This is a genomic window from Pseudomonas putida, assembly GCF_028682455.1.
Taxonomy (GTDB): domain Bacteria; phylum Pseudomonadota; class Gammaproteobacteria; order Pseudomonadales; family Pseudomonadaceae; genus Aquipseudomonas; species Aquipseudomonas putida_AA.
This window is the reverse complement of sequence record NZ_JANHLD010000002.1, coordinates 528,968-547,161: the sequence shown is the minus strand read 5'-3', so window position 1 is coordinate 547,161 and position 18,194 is coordinate 528,968. Positions and strand designations below refer to the sequence as shown.

Annotated in this window: 15 protein-coding genes; 5 read left to right on the top strand and 10 right to left on the bottom strand. The window is 59.3% G+C overall.

The features are described 5' to 3' along the window. Positions 1 to 3: 3 nt before the first annotated feature. Entirely contained in the window at positions 4 to 1,002 is a 999-nt protein-coding gene (locus tag NPS58_RS13185; protein ID WP_274115793.1) for a DUF2889 domain-containing protein, read from the top strand. Between the two features lie 18 nt (positions 1,003 to 1,020). Here the strand turns inward: NPS58_RS13185 and NPS58_RS13180 are convergent, their stop codons facing one another. Genes NPS58_RS13180 through NPS58_RS13135 form a run of 10 tightly spaced genes read right to left on the bottom strand, consistent with a single transcriptional unit; the run spans position 1,021 to position 13,479 of the window. Then, positions 1,021 to 1,947, bottom strand: coding sequence for an acyl-CoA thioesterase (locus NPS58_RS13180; RefSeq protein ID WP_274115792.1), 927 nt, complete (start codon positions 1,945 to 1,947; stop codon positions 1,021 to 1,023). Continuing rightward, a complete protein-coding gene (locus tag NPS58_RS13175; protein ID WP_274115791.1) occupies positions 1,904 to 2,671 on the bottom strand; it encodes an enoyl-CoA hydratase/isomerase family protein in 768 nt (255 codons plus the stop codon). The genes NPS58_RS13180 and NPS58_RS13175 overlap by 44 nt, the downstream gene beginning before the upstream one ends. Before the next feature lie 15 nt (positions 2,672 to 2,686). Then, positions 2,687 to 3,835 carry an acetyl-CoA C-acetyltransferase gene (locus NPS58_RS13170; RefSeq protein WP_274115790.1) on the bottom strand — a complete coding sequence of 383 codons (1,149 nt, stop codon included), beginning with the start codon at positions 3,833 to 3,835 and terminating at the stop codon, positions 2,687 to 2,689. Positions 3,836 to 3,839: 4 nt separating this feature from the next. After that, positions 3,840 to 5,024 carry an acyl-CoA dehydrogenase family protein gene (locus NPS58_RS13165; protein WP_274115789.1) on the bottom strand — a complete coding sequence of 395 codons (1,185 nt, stop codon included), beginning with the start codon at positions 5,022 to 5,024 and terminating at the stop codon, positions 3,840 to 3,842. Positions 5,025 to 5,037: 13 nt separating this feature from the next. Next, complete coding sequence (locus tag NPS58_RS13160; RefSeq protein ID WP_274115788.1) at positions 5,038 to 5,976, bottom strand: electron transfer flavoprotein subunit alpha/FixB family protein; 939 nt, start codon at positions 5,974 to 5,976, stop codon at positions 5,038 to 5,040. Positions 5,977 to 5,978: 2 nt separating this feature from the next. Next, positions 5,979 to 6,728 carry an electron transfer flavoprotein subunit beta/FixA family protein gene (locus tag NPS58_RS13155; RefSeq protein ID WP_274115787.1) on the bottom strand — a complete coding sequence of 250 codons (750 nt, stop codon included), beginning with the start codon at positions 6,726 to 6,728 and terminating at the stop codon, positions 5,979 to 5,981. 45 nt (positions 6,729 to 6,773) lie between these two features. Continuing rightward, positions 6,774 to 8,906 carry a fatty acid oxidation complex subunit alpha FadB gene (fadB, locus tag NPS58_RS13150; RefSeq protein WP_274115786.1) on the bottom strand — a complete coding sequence of 711 codons (2,133 nt, stop codon included), beginning with the start codon at positions 8,904 to 8,906 and terminating at the stop codon, positions 6,774 to 6,776. 27 nt (positions 8,907 to 8,933) lie between these two features. Continuing rightward, positions 8,934 to 10,091, bottom strand: a complete 1,158-nt coding sequence (locus NPS58_RS13145) for an acyl-CoA dehydrogenase family protein (RefSeq protein ID WP_274115785.1) — start codon at positions 10,089 to 10,091, stop codon at positions 8,934 to 8,936. Between the two features lie 12 nt (positions 10,092 to 10,103). Next, positions 10,104 to 12,254, bottom strand: a complete 2,151-nt coding sequence (locus NPS58_RS13140; RefSeq protein ID WP_274115784.1) for a 3-hydroxyacyl-CoA dehydrogenase NAD-binding domain-containing protein — start codon at positions 12,252 to 12,254, stop codon at positions 10,104 to 10,106. Between the two features lie 16 nt (positions 12,255 to 12,270). Next, a complete protein-coding gene (locus NPS58_RS13135; protein WP_274115783.1) occupies positions 12,271 to 13,479 on the bottom strand; it encodes an acetyl-CoA C-acetyltransferase in 1,209 nt (402 codons plus the stop codon). Positions 13,480 to 13,716: 237 nt separating this feature from the next. On the opposite strand from NPS58_RS13135, the gene NPS58_RS13130 reads away from it, so the two are divergent. The 4 genes from NPS58_RS13130 to NPS58_RS13115 are packed head-to-tail and all read left to right on the top strand — an operon-like array spanning position 13,717 to position 18,184. Further along, positions 13,717 to 14,742, top strand: coding sequence for a phosphotransferase family protein (locus NPS58_RS13130; protein WP_274115782.1), 1,026 nt, complete (start codon positions 13,717 to 13,719; stop codon positions 14,740 to 14,742). Between the two features lie 17 nt (positions 14,743 to 14,759). Continuing rightward, positions 14,760 to 16,046: an acyl-CoA dehydrogenase family protein gene (locus tag NPS58_RS13125; protein WP_274115781.1), complete on the top strand. Its 1,287-nt coding sequence runs from the start codon at positions 14,760 to 14,762 to the stop codon at positions 16,044 to 16,046. A 35-nt stretch (positions 16,047 to 16,081) separates the two neighbouring features. Beyond that, the gene (locus tag NPS58_RS13120; protein WP_274115780.1) at positions 16,082 to 17,233 is read left to right on the top strand and encodes an epoxide hydrolase family protein; all 1,152 of its coding nucleotides are present in this window, start codon (positions 16,082 to 16,084) and stop codon (positions 17,231 to 17,233) included. 9 nt (positions 17,234 to 17,242) lie between these two features. Beyond that, positions 17,243 to 18,184 (top strand): NAD(P)H-dependent flavin oxidoreductase, encoded by a 942-nt coding sequence (locus tag NPS58_RS13115; protein ID WP_274115779.1) that lies wholly within the window; start codon positions 17,243 to 17,245, stop codon positions 18,182 to 18,184. Positions 18,185 to 18,194 lie beyond the last annotated feature (10 nt).

The following is an 18,194-nucleotide window of genomic DNA, read 5'->3' as shown; positions in this document are numbered from 1 at the left end:
CCCATGAGTGATAAACAGCCCCATTTACTTGGCCCGATTGGCCATGCCCCTCTACGGCGTGCGGCTTCCATCAGACGCACCACATCGATCGATGTGTTCTGGCCCGGCGGATATGGTAGCGACGGGCACTTCCGTGGGATTGGCCGTGACATCTACAGCAACAGTGCCGACAGTCCTCCGCAGACACTGGCCTTGCAACGTTTCGAGGCGGTAGTCAGTCCGCAGCGTGAGATTGCTCGACTCAGCACCGTACCCGCCCGGCCATCCGCCATGGCGTTGGTGGGCCTCAATGCCGGCAGCCAATTGCGTAAAGCCCTGGATGGCGCACTAGCAGAGGACCTGGTCAACAGTGCCCCTCTTTATCTATTGCTCGACGACCTGGCGGGCGCCAGTCTCGTGGCCAATTGGGCCTGGTCGCGCTGGGGGGATGGGTGGCTGAACCAATTCATACCGATTTCCGATGCGCTCGCGCTGGAGCAACGCCGTAACAGCATGACAGGCGTATGCACCGGGTTTGCCGAAGGTTCCTCTGCCATCACGGATATCCGTGGCCAGTTGCATGACGCCAGGGCCGTGCCGGCGCTTGCGCACCCGGATGATCCTGCAGGATGGCACAGGTTGCCGGCCAGCAGCGGCGTCACCATGCGCAGGGCGCGTCGTATCGATGTATGGCACGAGCAAGGACGGCTTCGGATTGACGCCATGTTCCAGGACAGCGCCAGTACACCCGACGGTGGGCGGATGGCGGTGCATGAATATGGCCTGCAAGCCACTGCCGATACGCAAAGCGCAAAGTTACTGACCTTGGTGGCACAGCCTAGAGTGCTGCCATACCCCGAGTGCCCGGCTGCAGCTGACAATGTCTCTCGACTGATCGGATTGCCCTTGGCCAGTCTGCGCCAACAGGTGTTGTTGGCGCTGCGTCGGGAACTGGGGTGTACCCATCTGAATGATGCCTTGCGCGCCCTGGCCGAAGTTCCTGCACTGGCCCGGTGTATCTAGCCGCTGACGCCTGTTTCTTCATCGTATGCGATACAGGCCTTCCTGGGACACGCTCGCCACCAACCGGCCCTGCCGATTGTGAATACTGCCAATGGTCAAGCCCCGTCCCTGTGCAGCCCAGGGGCTTTGAGCATCGACCAGCATCCAGTCGTCTGCCCGTTGAGGGCAATGAAACCAGAGTGCGTGATTGAGGCTGGAAACATAGATGTCGGTGTCGAGCTTGTGCTCTCGGTGCGGTGTCAGTGCAGTAACGCCGAACCAGAAGTCAGACAGGTAAGCCAGCGCAGCGTAGTGCTCGTGAATGTCCAGTGCCAACGGTTGTTGGGTTCGCATCCAGTAACGAAAGCGCGCCTTGGGATCACGCTCAAGCAGGAAGTTATCGGGTTCCAGAGGGCGGATTTCCACCGCGGTGTTGCGACCGATGAACTGCCGCTCCACCAGGTTCAGGCGTTCAAAATACTTATCGCGCAGTTCGGACAGGTTCAACAGGGTTTCTGGCGCCGCGGCCGGTTGCGGTAAGAACTGATGCTCCATACCGGCCTCGCCACTATGAAAGGCTACGGTGGCGACGGCTATACAACGATCATTCTGTTCCAGGTGCACCAAACGTGTAGCGAAGCGCTTGGTTTGCTGAACCCGCTCCACCCGCACCAACATCGGTGCGTCCAGTGCGCCGGGGGCAAGAAAATTCAATTGCAGGGCAGACGGCTGCAATTGAGCTTCTACCGTAGCCTGCGCGGCCGCGCAGGCCAAGGCCAATGATTGACCGCCGTACACCATCTGGTTCTGGTTCGCGTGGAAGCGATTGCAGATGAAGCGGTCGCTGCCTTGAGCTTGAAGGGCGAACAAAGAGGCGATGTCGCGTCCGTCCCAGAGCCTCGGTTCAGATAGATTCATGCCATCAAAGCCCAGTAAACGCGGCGGTACGCTTGGCAAAGAAGGCATCCCGGCCTTCAGCAAAGTCTGCCGAGCCGATCAACAATGCCTGTGTGTCGGCCTCCCAATCCAACAAGGCGTCGAGGGTTATGGGGGCACGCGCCAGGAAGCTCTTGGTCGAAGCCAAGGGCCCCGGAGCGGCCTGGGCCAGTTGCCCGGCACGCTCTAGCGCGTGCTCCAGCACTTGGCCCGCCGGCACGAGAAAATCCACCAGGCCGATGCTGGCAGCCTGTTCTCCATCCAGGATCTGTTGAAACATCAAAACCTGCCTGGCTTTGGGCAGACCCAGGCGTTGCGGCAGAGTCCACAGTGCGCCCCAATCCGGCATGACTCCAACCTTACCGAACACCGCACCGAAGCGGCTTGCAGAGTCCGCGACAACGAAGTCGCAGGCAGCTGCAAGGGAAAGACCGGCCCCAAACGCCGCACCCTCTACTGCCGCCACCACGGGCAGCCGGCCACTGACAATGGCGCGAATGACTCGATGGCCGCAACGCATGTCGGCGCGCATTGCCAGCCCTCGCGTGTCCAAACCATCCAGTGGTCCGCCTGCGCAGAAATGCGCACCGCCGGTGATTACTATGGCGCGCACGTCGCGCTGGTCTTGCAGTGCTTCAAGCACATCGGCCAATGGCCGATAGAGCTCTGGTACCAGGCTATTACGCTTGGCGGGCAGGTTGAGCGTGACCAGGGCGATTGCGCCCCGGTGTTCAACGGTAACGACTGCACTCATGCTTGATTCCCCGATTTACAGACGCTCGATGATGGTGACGTTGGCCAAGCCGCCGCCTTCGCACATGGTTTGCAATCCGTAGCGGCCCCCGCAGCGCTCCAGTTCATGGAGCAGCGTGGTCATCAGCTTGGTGCCGGTGGCGCCGATAGGATGGCCCAGTGCAATGGCACCACCGTTTACGTTGGTGCGCATCGGGTCATAGTCCAGCTCCTTGAGCCAGGCCATGGATACCGAAGCAAAGGCTTCGTTGATTTCAACGCGATCGATGTCGCTCATCAGCAAACCGGCCTTCTTCAAAGCGTGGCGGGTGGCGGGGATTGGCGCAGTCAGCATCCACACCGGGTCATCGCCACGTACGCTCATGTGCACGATGCGCGCACGCGGGGTAAGGCCATAGCGCTTGACTGCCGCCTCTGAACACACCAGCACGGCGCTGGCAGCGTCGGACATCTGGCTTGAAATGGCTGCGGTGAGTATTCCGTCCGGGAGGATGGGCTGCAGGGTGGCCATTTTTTCCAGGCTGCTGCGCCGAGCGGTCTCATCCATGGCAAAGGTGCCGAACGGGACCACCTCGCGGTCAAAGTGACCTGCCTCGATGGCCGCCAGTGCGCGGTTGTTGGACTCCAGCGCATAAGCTTCCATATCCGCACGGGTGAAGCCCCATTTCTTCGCGATCATTTCAGCAGCGGCGAATTGCGACAGTTGTTGTTCGCCATAGCGCGCGCGAAAGCTTTCAGCGGTGGTCCAGGGGTCAGGGAAACCCAATTCAGCGGCGGCATACAGCGCAGTGTTGATCGGGATCTGGCTCATGTTCTGCACGCCCCCGGCAACGACCACGTCCTGGCTACCGCTCATCACTGCCTGGGCGGCGAAGTGTACGGCCTGCTGGGAAGATCCACACTGACGATCGATGGTAACTCCCGGCACTGATTCGGGCAGGCCTGCACCGAGCCAGCAAAAACGGGCGAGGTTGCCCGCATTCGGGCCGATGGCATCAATGGCACCGAAGATGACGTCGTCGTAATCCTCGGCAGGAATGTTGTTGCGTTCGACCAGCGCCTTGAGCACATGGGCACCCAGGTCCATAGGGTGGACCTGGGCCAAACTACCGGCGCGTTTACCCGTGGGGCTGCGCAAGGCATCGACGATATAGGCTTGCTGCATAGTCCTACTCCTTGGCTTCCAGACGTTTGCGCTGCTGACGCATGATGGTCTTGGCAATGCTCCAGCGGTGAACTTCCGAAGGACCGTCATACACGCGAAAAGCACGAACATCGGCGAAGATGCGGGCAACGATGGTTTCATGGGTAACACCCTGTCCACCGAGGATCTGTACGCTGCGATCCACTACGTCCCAGATCGCTTCGCTGGCGACAACCTTGGCAACACTGGACTCATGCTTGCCCAGGTCGCCCTGATCCAGCACCCAGGCGCAATGCCAGACCGCCAGGCGGGTGAGGTGCAGGTCCATTTCATTGTCCGCCAGCTTGAAACCGACACCTTCATGGTCACCCAATCGCTTGCCGAATGCTTCGCGCTCATAGGCATAGGCAGCGGCGACATCGTGTGTTCGGCGGGCGGCACCTAGCCAGCGCATGCAATGGGTCAGTCGGGCAGGGGAGAGACGAACCTGAGCATATTTGAAGCCTTCCCCGAGCTCACCGAGGATGTCCTTGGCCGGAACGCGCAGATTCTCGAACCGCACTACGGCGTGGCCGCCTGCAAAGCAGCTGTCCAGTGCATCCATAGCACGCTCAATATGGATGCCTGGACGATCCATGTCAGCCAGGAACATGGTTGCCCGACCATCTTCAAGCTTGGCCATAATGATGGCGAAGCTGGCGCCCTCGGCGCCGGTAATGAACCACTTGACGCCGTTGATCACAAATTCGTCGCCATCGCGTACGGCAGTGGTGGCAAGCATGCTGGGGTCCGAACCTGAACCGGGTGCCGGTTCGGTCATGCAGAAGCACGAACGAATTTCACCTAGCGCCAATGGCTTGAGCCAACGCTCTTTCTGCTCATCCGTGGCGATGACTTCCATCATGTGCATGTTGCCTTCGTCAGGCGCAGCGATGTTCAAGGCGACAGGGCCAAGCGGAGAGTATCCGGCCTCCTCGAACAAGATCGCCTTGGCAACGTGGTTCAGTCCCAGGCCGCCGAGTTCAACTGGCATGTGCGACGAAAGCAGGCCGGCCTCACGAGCCATGCCGATCATCTCCCGGCGCAGTGATTCACTTGGGCCATGCGCGGTGCAGCGCGGATCCTTTTCAAGGGGAATGATGCGTTCGGCGATAAAACGACGGGTGCGGTTTTGCAGCTCCAGAAGCTGCGGCGACAAGCTGAAATCCATGATTGAAATCCGGTCAGTGGGAGAGGGCGGCGGTCATTTCCGGGACGGCGTCGAACAGGTCGGCGACCAGTCCGTAGTCGGCCACCTGGAAAATGGGTGCCTCTTCGTCCTTGTTGATGGCCACGATGATTTTCGAGTCCTTCATCCCGGCCAGGTGCTGGATCGCGCCGGAGATGCCTATGGCTACATACAGCTCCGGGGCCACGATCTTGCCGGTCTGCCCAACTTGCAGGTCGTTGGCGGCAAACCCTGCATCCACAGCGGCACGCGAAGCCCCCGCAGCCCCACCCAGGGCGTCGGCCAATGGAGCGATCAACGCTTGATAGTTTTCTGCACTGCCCAATGCGCGGCCACCCGAGACAACAATCCGCGCGGCAGTCAGTTCCGGGCGCTCGGATTTGGCCAACGCTTGGCCGATCACCGTGGCGGCTACCTGCTGTGTCGGCACCGGTATTGATTCTATGCTGGCGCTGCCACCGGTTGTTGGTGCTGCGTCGAAGGCAGAAACGCGCACAGTGATGACTTTGAGCGAATCGTGGGACTGTACGGTGGCAATGGCGTTGCCGGCATAGATCGGACGCTTGAAGGTGTCGGCCGATACGACTTCGATAATGTCTGAAATCTGCGCTGTATCCAGTGCTGCGGCCACTCGAGGCATCACGTTCTTGCCCGTGGTGGTGGCTGCCGCGATCAAGTGGCTGTAGGCCGGAGCAAGTTGAGTCAACAAGGGTGCCAATGTCTCGGCGACCGGATGTTCTAGGGCCGGATCCTGGGCGAGGATAACCTTGCTGACGCCATTCACTGCAGCGGCCTGTTCGGCTACAACGGTTGCGTTATGCCCGGCCACCAACACGTGAATGTCGCCACCTACTTTCAGCGCGGCGGCAACAGCCTTGAGCGTGTCACCCTTGAGCTGAGTATTGTCGTGTTCGGCAAGAACCAGAATGGTCATGTTCAGATCACCTTTGCGTCGTTGTTCAGTTTGGCCATCAGTTCGGCCACCGAGCCCACCTTGATACCGCCTTGACGTACTGGCGGGTCCTCGACCTTCAGGGTCGAGAGGCGGGGAGCAATATCGACTCCCAGTGTTTGGGCCTCGACGACGTCCAGTGGCTTTTTCTTGGCCTTCATGATGTTGGGCAGCGAGGCATAACGAGGCTCGTTCAAGCGCAAGTCGCTGGTGACCACTGCGGGCAGACCAAGCTGGACAGTCTCCAGGCCACCATCGACTTCCCGTGTGACCTGCAGGTTGTCGCCGATAAAGGTTAGTTTTGAGGCGAAGGTGCCTTGGCTCCAATTACCCAATTGCGCCAGCATCTGCCCGGTCTGGTTACAGTCATCATCGATAGCCTGCTTGCCGAGAATGATCAGTTGCGGCTGTTCGCGTTCGGCAACCGCATGCAGCAGCTTAGCCACCGCCAACGGTTGCAGCTCGGCGTCGCTCTGAACCAGAATCGCCCGGTCTGCCCCCATGGCCAACGCCGTGCGTAAGGTTTCCTGGCAGGCCGCTGATCCGAGAGAAACCACGACAACTTCGCTGGCCGTTCCTTGTTCTTTCAGGCGCACCGCTTCCTCGACGGCAATTTCGTCGAAGGGGTTCATGGAAAATTTCACGTTGCTCAGGTCCACGCCGGAATGGTCGGTCTTGACCCGAATCTTGACGTTGTAGTCGACCACCCGTTTGACTGCGACTAGTACTTTCATGGTTGTGCTCCGATCTCAATCTTGATCCTGGATCTTGTTCCAGGCTCAGCTGTAATAGCGCGCGCCACTGGCAGCACGCTCGCGCATGCCTTCCGTGGGCTGATATAACGGGCCCAAGTGGGCATAGCGTTCGCAACGTGCGAGTAGCGGCTGAGCTCCCAACCAGTCGGCATACTTCAAGGCGCCACCCACCGAGCGTGGAAAGCCCACGCCAAGAATCAGGGCCATGTCGATCTCAATGGCCGACTCGGCAACGCCTTCTTCGAGGCAGCGGATCGCCTCAATGACAGTGGGCAGCATCACTCGATCGACCAGCGCTTCAGTAGTGAACGCCGTCTGGCCCTTGGGCTGGATCTTCTTGAGCAGTTCATGCACCTGCGGGTCGGTAGTTTTTACCGGACGCCCCTTGGGATCGTTGCTGTAGCGGTAAAAACCCTGTCCATTTTTTTGCCCGAGACGGCCATTGGCGACCATCAACTCAACGGCGTGGGCGTAGCCAGGGACCATGCGCTGACCGTAGCCACTACTGATGAAGCGAATCACGTGCTCGGAGGTGTCCATGCCGATCACGTCCTGCAGATAGGCGGGGCCCATCGGCCAACCGAAGGCTTCCAGGGCAGCATCCACGACCTGGAAGTCTGCACCGTCATGGATCAAGCGCAGAAAGCCCAGCACATTGCCGGTCAGGATGCGATTGACCAGAAAGCCCGGGCAGTCCTTGACCACCACTGGCGTCTTGCCCATGGCACCGGCATAGCTGGCAATAGTGGCTGCTGCCTCATCGCTGGTGCGCGGACCGCGAATGACCTCCACCAGCGGCATGACCGGAACCGGGTTGAAAAAGTGCATGCCGACAAAATTTTCCGGCCTGGCCAGTGCTTCCGCCATTTCAGCGATGGACAGCGAAGAGGTGTTGGACGCCAGGACGGTATTGCTTGAGACGCGCTGCTCCACTTCGGCCAGCACGCTTTGCTTGACCTTCATGTTTTCCACCACCGCTTCGACTACAACATCGACCTGGTCAAAGCCGTCGTAGGTCAGCGTGGGGACGATCGATGCGAGAATAGCGTGCGCTTTCGCCTGCGGCAGACGGCCCGCAGTAACTTGTTTGTCGAGCAGCTTGGCCGCTTCGTCAACACCCAGGTCCAGCGCTGGCTGGGCGATGTCTTTCATCAGCGATGGTATACCGCGGGCGGCGCTGGTGTAGGCGATACCGCCCCCCATGATGCCGGCACCCAATACGGCTGCGTGCTTCGTGGAACGCCCGGCCTTGGCGTAGCCCTTGGCCTTCTTTCGCAAGAATTGATCATTGATGAACAGCTGTACCAGGGCATGAGCTGCCTGGGTCTGGGCAATGGCGGCGAATGCGAGGTTTTCGGCCTTGAGCGCTTGCTCAAGGTTTACTTCGGCAGTGTTTTCCAACAGTTCTACTGCAGCCAGCGCTGCCGGTACTTGTGGGTGACGCTTGCAAGCGTCGACCTTAGCCTTCGCCAACATCTCACTATCGAGAGTAAAACCTCCCTCGCGTAACTGGCGCCGTTCGCGCCAGGTGGTTTCACCGGCTGCAAGCGACTCGAGTAAGGCGAGGGCCGAATCGGCAAGCGCCGCTTCATCGACCACCATGTCCACGGCGCCCGCGTCCAAGGCTGTTTCGGCACTTTGCGACTTGCCACTGGTCACCCAGTCCGCAGCCACGGCCCCCCCTACCAAACGGGGCAGGCGTGCCATGCCGCCGAGGCCCGGGAAGATACCCAGATTGATCTCCGGCACACCGACCTGAGCGTTACTGGCCAGTACCCGGTAGTCACATGCCAGGGCCACTTCAAACCCACCGCCCAGGGCCAAGCCGTTGATGGCGCAGACAACCGGTGCCGGCAAGCACGATAGCGCTGTGAACACTTGGCTCTGGCCACGGTTATGGGTGGCCAGTTCGGATTCCGGCCGGCTGAACAATTCGGTGAATTCGAATATGTCCGCGCCAACGACGAAGCTGTCTTTGGCGCTGGTGACAAGAACCCCACGCAGATCCGCCATCTTGGCCAGCACTACGAGCGCCGACTGCAGCTCGGAAAGGGTGGCTGCATCGAACTTGTTGACGGCCTGGCCCTGGCGATCGAAGCACAGCTCGACCAACTGCTCACCCAGTGAAGTGAGGTGCAATGTTTGACCTTGATACATACTGGCAACCCTTCTTGTTATGGCGTCTTACTTGAGCTTGCGATCATCCAGGCCGAGGCTTCGGCCAATGATTTCCTTCATGATCTCGCTGGTGCCGGCAAAGATCCGAGAGATCCGTGCATCGCGATACATCCGCGAAATGCGGTACTCGTCCATGTAGCCGGCGCTACCGTGCAGCTGGACACACTCATCCATCACCCGGCCTTCGAGTTCAGACGTCAGCAGCTTCGCCGAGGCGGCAGCTTCGGCGCTGAGCGTTCCTGCGTTCATTTGCAATACCAGTTGGTCAACCCAGGTCTGCTGGCAATCGAGTTGGCTGCGTAACTCAGCGAGCTTGAAACGGCTGTTCTGGAAACTACCGATGGGTTTGCCAAAGGCCTTGCGCGCCATCACGTATTCAAGGGTCAGGTCGAAAGCGACCTGGGCATGTGCCAGGGACTGACAAGCACCGAGCAGGCGTTCTTCGGCCAGGCCCTCGGCCAGATAGGCGAAGCCCTTGGTGGCGTCGCCCAGTACATTCGCCTTGGGAATGCGCACGTTGTCGAAGAACAGAATGACGGTGTCCTGAGCATCAAGGCCCATTTTTTCCAGCGGTGTACGACTGACGCCAGGCCAGTCGGCCTCGACCAGGAACAAGCCGATGCCGTACTTGTTTTCCGGCTGGGTGCGTGCGGCAACGACGATCAGGTCGGCGTTCAAACCATTGGAGATATAGAGCTTGGAGCCATTGAGCAGCCAGTGATCGCCCCGGTCTTCGGCGCGAGCTTTCATCCCTGCCAGGTCCGAGCCAGCATCGGGTTCGGTCATGGCGACCGCGAGGATGGTCTCGCCACGGGTGCAACCAGGTAGATACTGCTCACGTTGCGCGTCGGTGCCAAAGCGTTGCAAGTAAGGGGCAACAATGCGTGAGTGCAGGGTGAAAAACACGCCAATGTCACCGTAACGGATCACTTCCTCATAGAGGATCTGCTCGTAGCGCAAATCGGTCAGGCCGCTGCCGCCATAGCGTTCCTCAGCCCACATCAGCAACAGTCCCTGATCGCCGGCCTTACGGAAAATCTCGCGGTCGACCCGCCCTTGCTTGCGCCACTGTTCGACATGCGGGGCGACTTCCTTCTGCACGAACTTGCGAACCTGTTCGCGGAACAGTTCGTGGTCTTGGTCGAAAATCAGGCGGTTCTGCATACAAGAGCCTCCTTAGCGTGCGGTCTGGGGATGGAAAGTGAGACCGTGTTCGGATCGCTCACGGAGCCAGGACGAAGGCCTGAAGCGCTCACCATACAGGTCGGCCAGACGATCACATTCAGCGATAAAGGCCGGTAGCCCGATGCTATCGATCAGCGACAGGGTGCCCCCCGTCCAAGATGGATAGCCCAGGCCGAGAATGGCGCCAAGGTCGGCATCTGCGGGATCGAAAATCACGTTCTCTTCGACACAACGCGCAGTTTCCAGGGCCATGATGTAGAGCAGGCGATTGCGCACGGTCTGGACATCTGGTTGCGCTTGGGCGATGGGAAAAAGCTCGGCCAACCCCGGCCACAGGTGTTTTTTGGCACCTTGTGGGAACACATAGAACGCGCCGCCACTCTTGCGTCCCAGACGGCCGATTGCGTTCATCTTCTCGACGATCGGACGGGCATGGCTGCGCAGGAATTCCGCGGGCAGATCGTCAGCATGGGCTTGGTCGATGACGCGCTTCTGCAGATCCAGCGACACTTCATCGGTAACAGCCAAGGGGCCCGTGGCCATTCCGGCCAGGCGTGCCGCATTCTCGATCAGCGCCGGATTCACGCCTTCAGCGAGCATGGCCATGCCCTCATCGGTGTAAGTGCTGAAGATTCGGCTCGTGTAGAAGCCCGGGCTGTCATTGACCAGGATCGGGGTCTTGCGCAGGAGGCCGACGAAGTCCAGGGCATGGGCAATGGTCTCCTGGCTGGTTTGGTCACCGATGATGATTTCCACCAGTGGCATACGTTCGACGGGCGAAAAGAAGTGCATGCCGATGAATTTCTCTGGCCGCTGGGAGTAGGTCGCAAGTCCGCTGATTGGAAGGGTGGAGGTATTGCTGGCGAAAATCGCCGAACGCATCAGCGGCGCCTCGGCCTGGGGAATGACCCGGGCCTTGACCTCGCGGGTTTCGAATACGGCCTCGATTACCAGATCGCAACCGTCAAGTTCGGCAAACACATGGGTCGGGGCAATACGGCGCAAAATGGCATCGGCGTCTTCACGGGTCTGTGTGCCACGCTCGATAGCCTTGTCCAGAATGCGCGCGGAGTAGGCCTTGCCGCGTTCGGCGGCAGCCTGGTCGGTATCGATCAATACCACTTCAATACCGGCTTGAGCCGAAACATAAGCAATGCCTGCGCCCATCATGCCCGCACCGAGGACGCCAACCTTGCTGACCTTGCACACGTCATAGCCTTGAGGGCGGCGGACCAGTTTGTCTGCCGCGCCCTTGTTGATGAACATTGTGCGCATCAGGTTACGGGCAACCGGATTGGCCAGCAGCGAGCCAAAGTACTTGGCTTCCACAGCCAGTGCGGTATCGAATGGCAATTGCGTCCCTTCGAACACTGCACTGAGGATGGCAAGGCGAGCCGGGTAATTGCCGGCGTCACGCTTGGCCAAGGTGGTGTTGTATTGGAACGACTTGACCGCATGTGGGGCAAGGCAACCGCTGCCGCCAGGCACGCTGTAGCCTTTGACATCCCAAGGCTGGTTGACCTGGGGATGAGCCAGCACCCACTCGCAGGCAGTTTCGATCAATCGTTCTGCAGGAATCAGAGCATCGACCACACCCAGTCCAAGGGCTTGTTGTGGCTTCAAGCTGGCCCCTTCGAGCAGCAGCGGTAGCGCCTTTTCGATGCCGATCATGCGTGGCAGGCGCTGGGTACCACCGCCTGCCGGGAGCAGGCCTACACTGACCTCCGGCAAACCGACCACAGCCTTCGGATGATCTACCAATACGCGGTGGTGGCAGGCCAGAGCCAACTCCAGTCCACCGCCAAGGGCCAAGCCGTTGAGGGCGGCCACGAAAGGTTTCCCGCCGGTTTCCAGGCGTCGCATCATTGCGTTTTCACGGGCAAATCGCTGGCTGGCCTGCACCGCAGTGACGCCCTGGCCGTAAGCATCCACCAGTACCTTCAGATCGGCCCCGGCAATAAAACTGCTCTTTGCAGAGGTCACCACTGCGCCAACAATCGTTGGGTCGCCAAGCACATGCTCGACCATTGCACTCATATCATCGACAAATTCTGGGGTGAAAACGTTGACTGAACGCTCGGGCACATCAATGTAAACGACGGCTACGCCTTGTGCGGTGACTTCAAGTTTCAGGGTTTTCATCAATCAGGCTCCAGTCTCAAATCCGTTCGATCAGGGTGGCGGTAGCCATGCCAGCGGCGGCACACAGGGTGATTACTGCAGTGTTGAGGTCGCGACGCTCCAGTTCGTCGAGCACTGTGCCGACCAGCATCGCGCCGGTGGCGCCGAGCGGATGCCCCATGGCGATGGATCCACCGTTGACGTTGACCTTTGCTGGATCGAGATTGAAGTGGCGCATGTAACGCATGACGACCGACGCAAAGGCTTCATTGACTTCGAACAGGTCAATGTCCTGAACCGTAAGGCCGGCACGCTGAAGCAGTTTTTCGGTGCATGCCGCCGGCCCCGTCAACATGATTGCCGGCTCCGATCCGATAGAGGTGTAACTGCGGACCCTTGCCCGTGCACGCAAGCCAGATGCCTGGCCGAACTGTGCGTTGCCCACCAGAATCGCTGCAGCACCATCGACAATGGCGCTGGAGTTGCCAGCGGTGTGGACATGACGGATGGACTCCACTTCGGGGTAACGCTGCAGCATCACGCCATCAAATCCGGCCTGGGCACCTATGCCCTCGAAAGCAGGTTTGAGTTTGGCCAGATCCTGGGCAGTGGCGTCGCAACGAATCGCCTCGTCGCGCTCAAGCAGTGGTTCGCCGAGGATATCTCGCACAGTGAACAGCGAGCGGTCGAAAAAGCCATCCTGCTGGGCAGCCGCTGCCCGCTGCTGGCTGCGCAATGCGAAGGCATCGACCTCTTCACGGCTGTAACCATCCTGCTCGGCGATCAGGTCGGCTCCGATCCCTTGGGGGATGTACCAGGTCTTGTGGATGACCTGAGGGTCGGTATAAACGGCGCCGCCATCAGAGCCAATTGGCACCCGCGACATCGCCTCCACGCCACCGGCAACAATCGCCTGGGCTTGTCCAGCCCGAATGGTCGAGGCTGCCAGGTTCAGGGCTTCGAGCCCTGAAGCGCAATAGCGATTGAGCTGAAAGCCGGGCACGGTCTGCGCATAGTCGGCATTGAGTGCTGCTATGCGAGCGATGTTGCCACCTTGTTCACCCGCGGCCATTACGCAGCCCAGCATGACGTCATCAACCAGCGCCGTATCGAGTTGATTTCGGTTGCGCAGGGCAGTCAGCGCCTGGCTTGCCAGCGCGGTGGCTGTGACCTCATGCAAGGCTCCGCCGGCCCGGCCTTTACCGCGCGGGCTGCGTACATGGTCGAAGATAAGAGCATCATTCACGGGAGGTCCCTCGAAGTGGCTAGCAACGGTCAGCAGCACGCTGATATGGGGCTAAGATTATAATCATATACATCATTAAACAAGTGGCATTATCACCCTCCGGTACCTCCTATTGGCTCGATAACCGGGGGTGATTATGCGAGATAAGGAAGCTTGACAAGGGTAATAATCATATTGATCATTTAACTACATAAACAGAAAGCGCTTTTTCGAAGCGCCATCCACGGAGTTCTGACGATGTCGGCCAATTCCACTGCGTTAGCGGATCTTTCTCGTTTGCAAGCCTGGCTCAGCAGCCAGTTGGGACCTCAGCGTTCCTTTCACATTTCCACCGTCCAGGGCGGCGCCAGTAACCTCATCTATCGAATTGACTACAACGGTGCCGCCTATGCGCTTCGGCGCCCGCCGGCAGTGGCCAATGACGCCAGCTCCAACAACATCCTGCGTGAGATGAGGCTACTCAAGGCCATCGGGGCGACGAGCATTCCTCACACTCGATTGGTAGCGGGGTGTGAGGACAGCGAAGTGATTGGCGTGCCTTTCGCACTGTTGGAGTGGCATTCAGGTTTCACCGGCAAGAATCCTTTGCCGGCCGATGTTGCGCCGAACCCTGAGGCACATCGTCAATTGGCACACGAGCTGATTGACGCCTTGGCTGAGCTGGCCAATGCCGATTGGAAGGCCATTGGCCTGGAAGACTTTGGCAAACCCGAACGGTTTCTGGAGCGCCAGGTGTCGCGATGGTCCTCGCAGTTGGAGCGCTACAAGGTTCGCGAGATTCCAGGGTTGGAAGCGCTGGGTCGATGGCTGGCCGAGCACACACCGCACATGCAACGCTCCGCACTCATCCACGGCGATTATCAGTTCATCAACGTAATGTACGAAGGCTCAGCTCCCGTGCGTCTGACCGCGATCGTCGATTGGGAGATGGCGACCATCGGCGATCCGCTACTGGATCTGGGTTGGGCCCTGGCTGGTTGGCAAGATCCCGGGGAAGACGCGACGTTTGCCGACTATATCGATTGGCAGTGGATGCCTGCACGTACCGAACTCGCTGCTCGTTATGCGAAAAAAACTGGGCTGGGACTGGACCATCTGCCGTATTACATGGCGCTGGCGATGTACAAGCTGGCGATCATCATGGAAGGCGCCTATGCCCGCTACAAGGCCGGCAAGTCCGACCACCCGGTGCACGCCAGGATGGAAATAGATGTGCCCAAGATGATCCAGCGTGGCCTACGCTTCGCTGCCCAACTTTCCTAACGTCAGGATCGACCAGCATGTGGGATTTTAGTACTGAGCCAGAATTTCAAGGCAAACTCGATTGGATCAAGCACTTCGTCAAAGAAGAAGTTGAACCGTTGGACACACTTTGGCCGGACATGAGCGCCCCCTATGACACCGCTAACAAAGCTGCGCGGGCGATCATAAAACCGTTGTGTGACGAGGTGAAAAAGCAGGAGCTTTGGGCCTGTCACTTGGGGCCGGAGCTGGGTGGGCAGGGGTACGGCCAGATCAAGCTGGCACTGATGAATGAAATCCTCGGTCGCTCCAGTTGGGCGCCGACGGTATTCGGCACCGCCGCTCCCGATACGGGTAATGCAGAAATCCTCGCGATGTTCGGCTCTGAGCAGCAAAAGGCTCGTTTTCTACAGCCTTTGCTCGATGGCGATATTGTTTCCTGTTACTCGATGACCGAGCCACAAGGAGGCGCCGACCCTGCGGTGTTCACCACGACCGCTGTGCGAGACGGAAATGATTGGGTGCTCAATGGTGAGAAATGGTTTTCTTCAAATGCCCGCTACGCCGCTTTCCTGATTGTCATGTGTGTCACCAATCCGAATGTACCGGTTCACGCCGGCACCTCGATGTTCCTGGTTCCCGCTGACGCTCCTGGCGTGAATATCCTGCGCAATCCTGGTGTGTACGGTGAGAGTCCAGGCGAAGGCGCGCACGCTTATATACGCTACGAAAACGTGCGAGTGCCTGCCGATGCATTGCTGGGGGAGGTGGGCACGGGCTTTGCGGTCGCCCAGGCGCGTTTGGGGGGAGGCCGCGTACACCACGCCATGCGTACCGTCGGACAATGCCAGAAGGCAATCGACATGATGGCCGAGCGGGCGTTGTCGCGGATCACGAAGGGTGAATCACTGGCCAGCAAGCAGATAGTTCAGCAGTACCTCGCCGACTCATACATCGAACTGCAGCAATACCGCCTGTTGGTGCTACAGACCGCTTGGCGCATTGACAGTGGCCATGATTACAAAGCCAACGCCATGCACATTGCGGCGATAAAAGCCGCAGCGCCGAAGGTCTACCACGACATTGTCCAAAGAACCATGCAGGTTCATGGCTCGCTCGGTGTCTCAGAGGAGATGGCGCTTGGGCAGATGTGGATTTACGCCGCCTGCGTGGGCTTGGTAGATGGACCGACCGAGGTGCACAAGACCACCGTGGCCAAGGGCGTGCTGAAGAGCTACAAGCCCCATGACGGAATGTTCCCCTCCCAACATCTGGTAGCTCGTCGTGCCGCTGCCATGGACAAATTCAAAGACTACCTGGCGTAAAAAGCCGATTACAAGCGCCTTAACGAGGACACGCCATGCAGCTCCCCGGCATTCGCTTCAGCATCCATACACCTGAGTCTGCTATCGATGACCTGCGTACTCGCCTGGTCAATACCCGTTGGCCGAACCAGCCGGCCAACAGTACCTGGGCGTTTGGAACCCACAGCGATTACTTACAGCGCCTGGTGCAGTTCTGGGCCAGGGATTTTGACTGGCGAAGCTGGGAAACACGCATCAATGCTTTTGAGCAGCGCCTGGTCGAAATTGATGGGCAGGTTATCCATGTCCTGGTCGAACAGGGGTCCGGGGATAATCCGCTGCCTCTGCTGCTGACCCACGGCTGGCCGGGCTCTTTTTTGGAGTTCATCGATCTCATCGAGCCGCTGGCCCATCCTGAGCGTTTCGGCGGGCGAATCGAAGATGCCTTTACGGTAGTGTTGCCCAGTTTGCCTGGCTACGGCTTTTCACCATCGCCACAAACCCCCATTGGACCACGCGCCATCGCCCGGTTGTGGGGGAAACTGGCCAGTGAAGCATTCGGCTTCAACCAGTATGTGGCTCAAGGTGGGGACTGGGGGGCAGTGGTGACCGGACTGATGTCGCGCCAACACTTGTCAGGTCTTAAGGCGGTGCATCTGAATATGTGCGGCAACGTACCTATGATTGCCTCTGACGAGCATTTGGCGCCCGAGGAGCAGGTCTGGTTTGGGCGTATGGCAAGCATGCAAATGCACGAAGGCGCCTATCAGCAGATCCAGGGGACCAAACCCCAATCCCTTGCCTACGGCCTGACAGACTCACCAGCAGGGCTGGCAGGCTGGGTTTGCGAGAAGTTCCAGTCCTGGACCTTGGGCAGCAGTGATCAGGACCCGCCCTTCAGCCTGGACTGGATGGCCGCCAACCTGACCCTCTACTGGTTGAACGGCATCAATGGCGCGAATTGGCTGTACTACGCTGCTCGCAGTGGTCAGGACAGCCGCGTGGCGATCGGGGAACATAACACGGTGCCCGCAGGCTTCTCGTTGTTTCCTAACGACCTTATTGCACCCGCTCCGCGCTCCCTGCTGGAACGGATCTTCGATGTACACCACTACCGGGTATTCGACAGCGGCGGGCATTTTCCAGCGTTGGAGCAAGGTTCATTGTTGGTCGAGGAGCTGCGTCAATTCTTTGCAGATTTTCGTTGAGGGGCAGGCGTGAACAAAGCCGAGTTGTTGTCCAGCCTGCGACTGCCATTGATGGCCGCACCGATGTCAATCGCATCGAACCGTGCGTTAGTCAGTGCGGCAATTCAAGCAGGTGTCATGGCCTGCTTCCCCACTCATAACGCAGCGCGCGAAGGCGGTCTGGCGGTGTGGATTGATGAACTGCAAGCCTTGCAGCGCCAAGGCCTTGAACGGGGAGAGGCCATTTCCGCATTTGCAGTCAATATCAATGTCTCCCGGGCCAAACCTAGAGCGTTGCTCGCCGAGGAAATTGCGGTGTGCCGCAACGCTCGGCTACCAGTTATCACCAGCAATGCGGGCGACCCCAGCGAGTTGGTCAAGCAGGTGCACGACTGGGGCGGCCTGGTGATCCATGACGCCACCACCGTCGAGCAAGCTGAGCGCGCGATAGCCGCAGGCGTCGATGGCTTGATGCTGGTCTGTGCTGGCGCTGGCGGACTTGGCGGGCTGTTGTCGCCTTTCGCCTTTGTGCCCAAGGTTCGGCGGATGTTCGACGGCATCATCCAGTTAGCTGGGGGGGTTGCCGATGGCGCAGGAATCGCTGCTGCACAAACCTTGGGCGCCGATATGGTGTGTATGGGGACGCGCTTCATCGCTACGGTCGAATCCGGTGTCGACTCAGGGCATAAACAGATGCTTACTGAGTCGGGCAGCGCCGATGTGCTCTGGACCGATGCGATTTGCGGTATTGCGGCCAACTTCCTCAAGGCCTCGATCCGTCAGAATGGTCTGGACCCTGCTTGCCTGCCAGCATTGACCGATGGTCGTACCAACATCCCCGCGTCGATAAAACCCTGGAAAATGGTCTGGAGCGGAGGGCATAGCGTTGAATTGATTGAACACGTGCCGACGCTGGCGCAGCTGGTGTTGGAGTTGGAAGAGAGTTACCGCAAGGCGAGGGGCACGACGTAGCTGTTTAAGT

What these genes read in the sequence shown, in the direction of transcription:
- NPS58_RS13155 (WP_274115787.1), bottom strand. Translation starts at nt 6,728, where the DNA reads ATGAAAGTACTAGTCGCAGTCAAACGGGTGGTCGACTACAACGTCAAG.
- NPS58_RS13175 (WP_274115791.1), bottom strand. Translation starts at nt 2,671, where the DNA reads ATGAGTGCAGTCGTTACCGTTGAACACCGGGGCGCAATCGCCCTGGTC.
- NPS58_RS13160 (WP_274115788.1), bottom strand. Translation starts at nt 5,976, where the DNA reads ATGACCATTCTGGTTCTTGCCGAACACGACAATACTCAGCTCAAGGGT.
- fadB (WP_274115786.1), bottom strand. Translation starts at nt 8,906, where the DNA reads ATGTATCAAGGTCAAACATTGCACCTCACTTCACTGGGTGAGCAGTTG.
- NPS58_RS13165 (WP_274115789.1), bottom strand. Translation starts at nt 5,024, where the DNA reads ATGGATTTCAGCTTGTCGCCGCAGCTTCTGGAGCTGCAAAACCGCACC.
- NPS58_RS13140 (WP_274115784.1), bottom strand. Translation starts at nt 12,254, where the DNA reads ATGAAAACCCTGAAACTTGAAGTCACCGCACAAGGCGTAGCCGTCGTT.
- NPS58_RS13130 (WP_274115782.1), top strand. Translation starts at nt 13,717, where the DNA reads ATGTCGGCCAATTCCACTGCGTTAGCGGATCTTTCTCGTTTGCAAGCC.
- NPS58_RS13170 (WP_274115790.1), bottom strand. Translation starts at nt 3,835, where the DNA reads ATGCAGCAAGCCTATATCGTCGATGCCTTGCGCAGCCCCACGGGTAAA.
- NPS58_RS13120 (WP_274115780.1), top strand. Translation starts at nt 16,082, where the DNA reads ATGCAGCTCCCCGGCATTCGCTTCAGCATCCATACACCTGAGTCTGCT.
- NPS58_RS13180 (WP_274115792.1), bottom strand. Translation starts at nt 1,947, where the DNA reads ATGCCTTCTTTGCCAAGCGTACCGCCGCGTTTACTGGGCTTTGATGGC.
- NPS58_RS13185 (WP_274115793.1), top strand. Translation starts at nt 4, where the DNA reads ATGAGTGATAAACAGCCCCATTTACTTGGCCCGATTGGCCATGCCCCT.
- NPS58_RS13145 (WP_274115785.1), bottom strand. Translation starts at nt 10,091, where the DNA reads ATGCAGAACCGCCTGATTTTCGACCAAGACCACGAACTGTTCCGCGAA.
- NPS58_RS13125 (WP_274115781.1), top strand. Translation starts at nt 14,760, where the DNA reads ATGTGGGATTTTAGTACTGAGCCAGAATTTCAAGGCAAACTCGATTGG.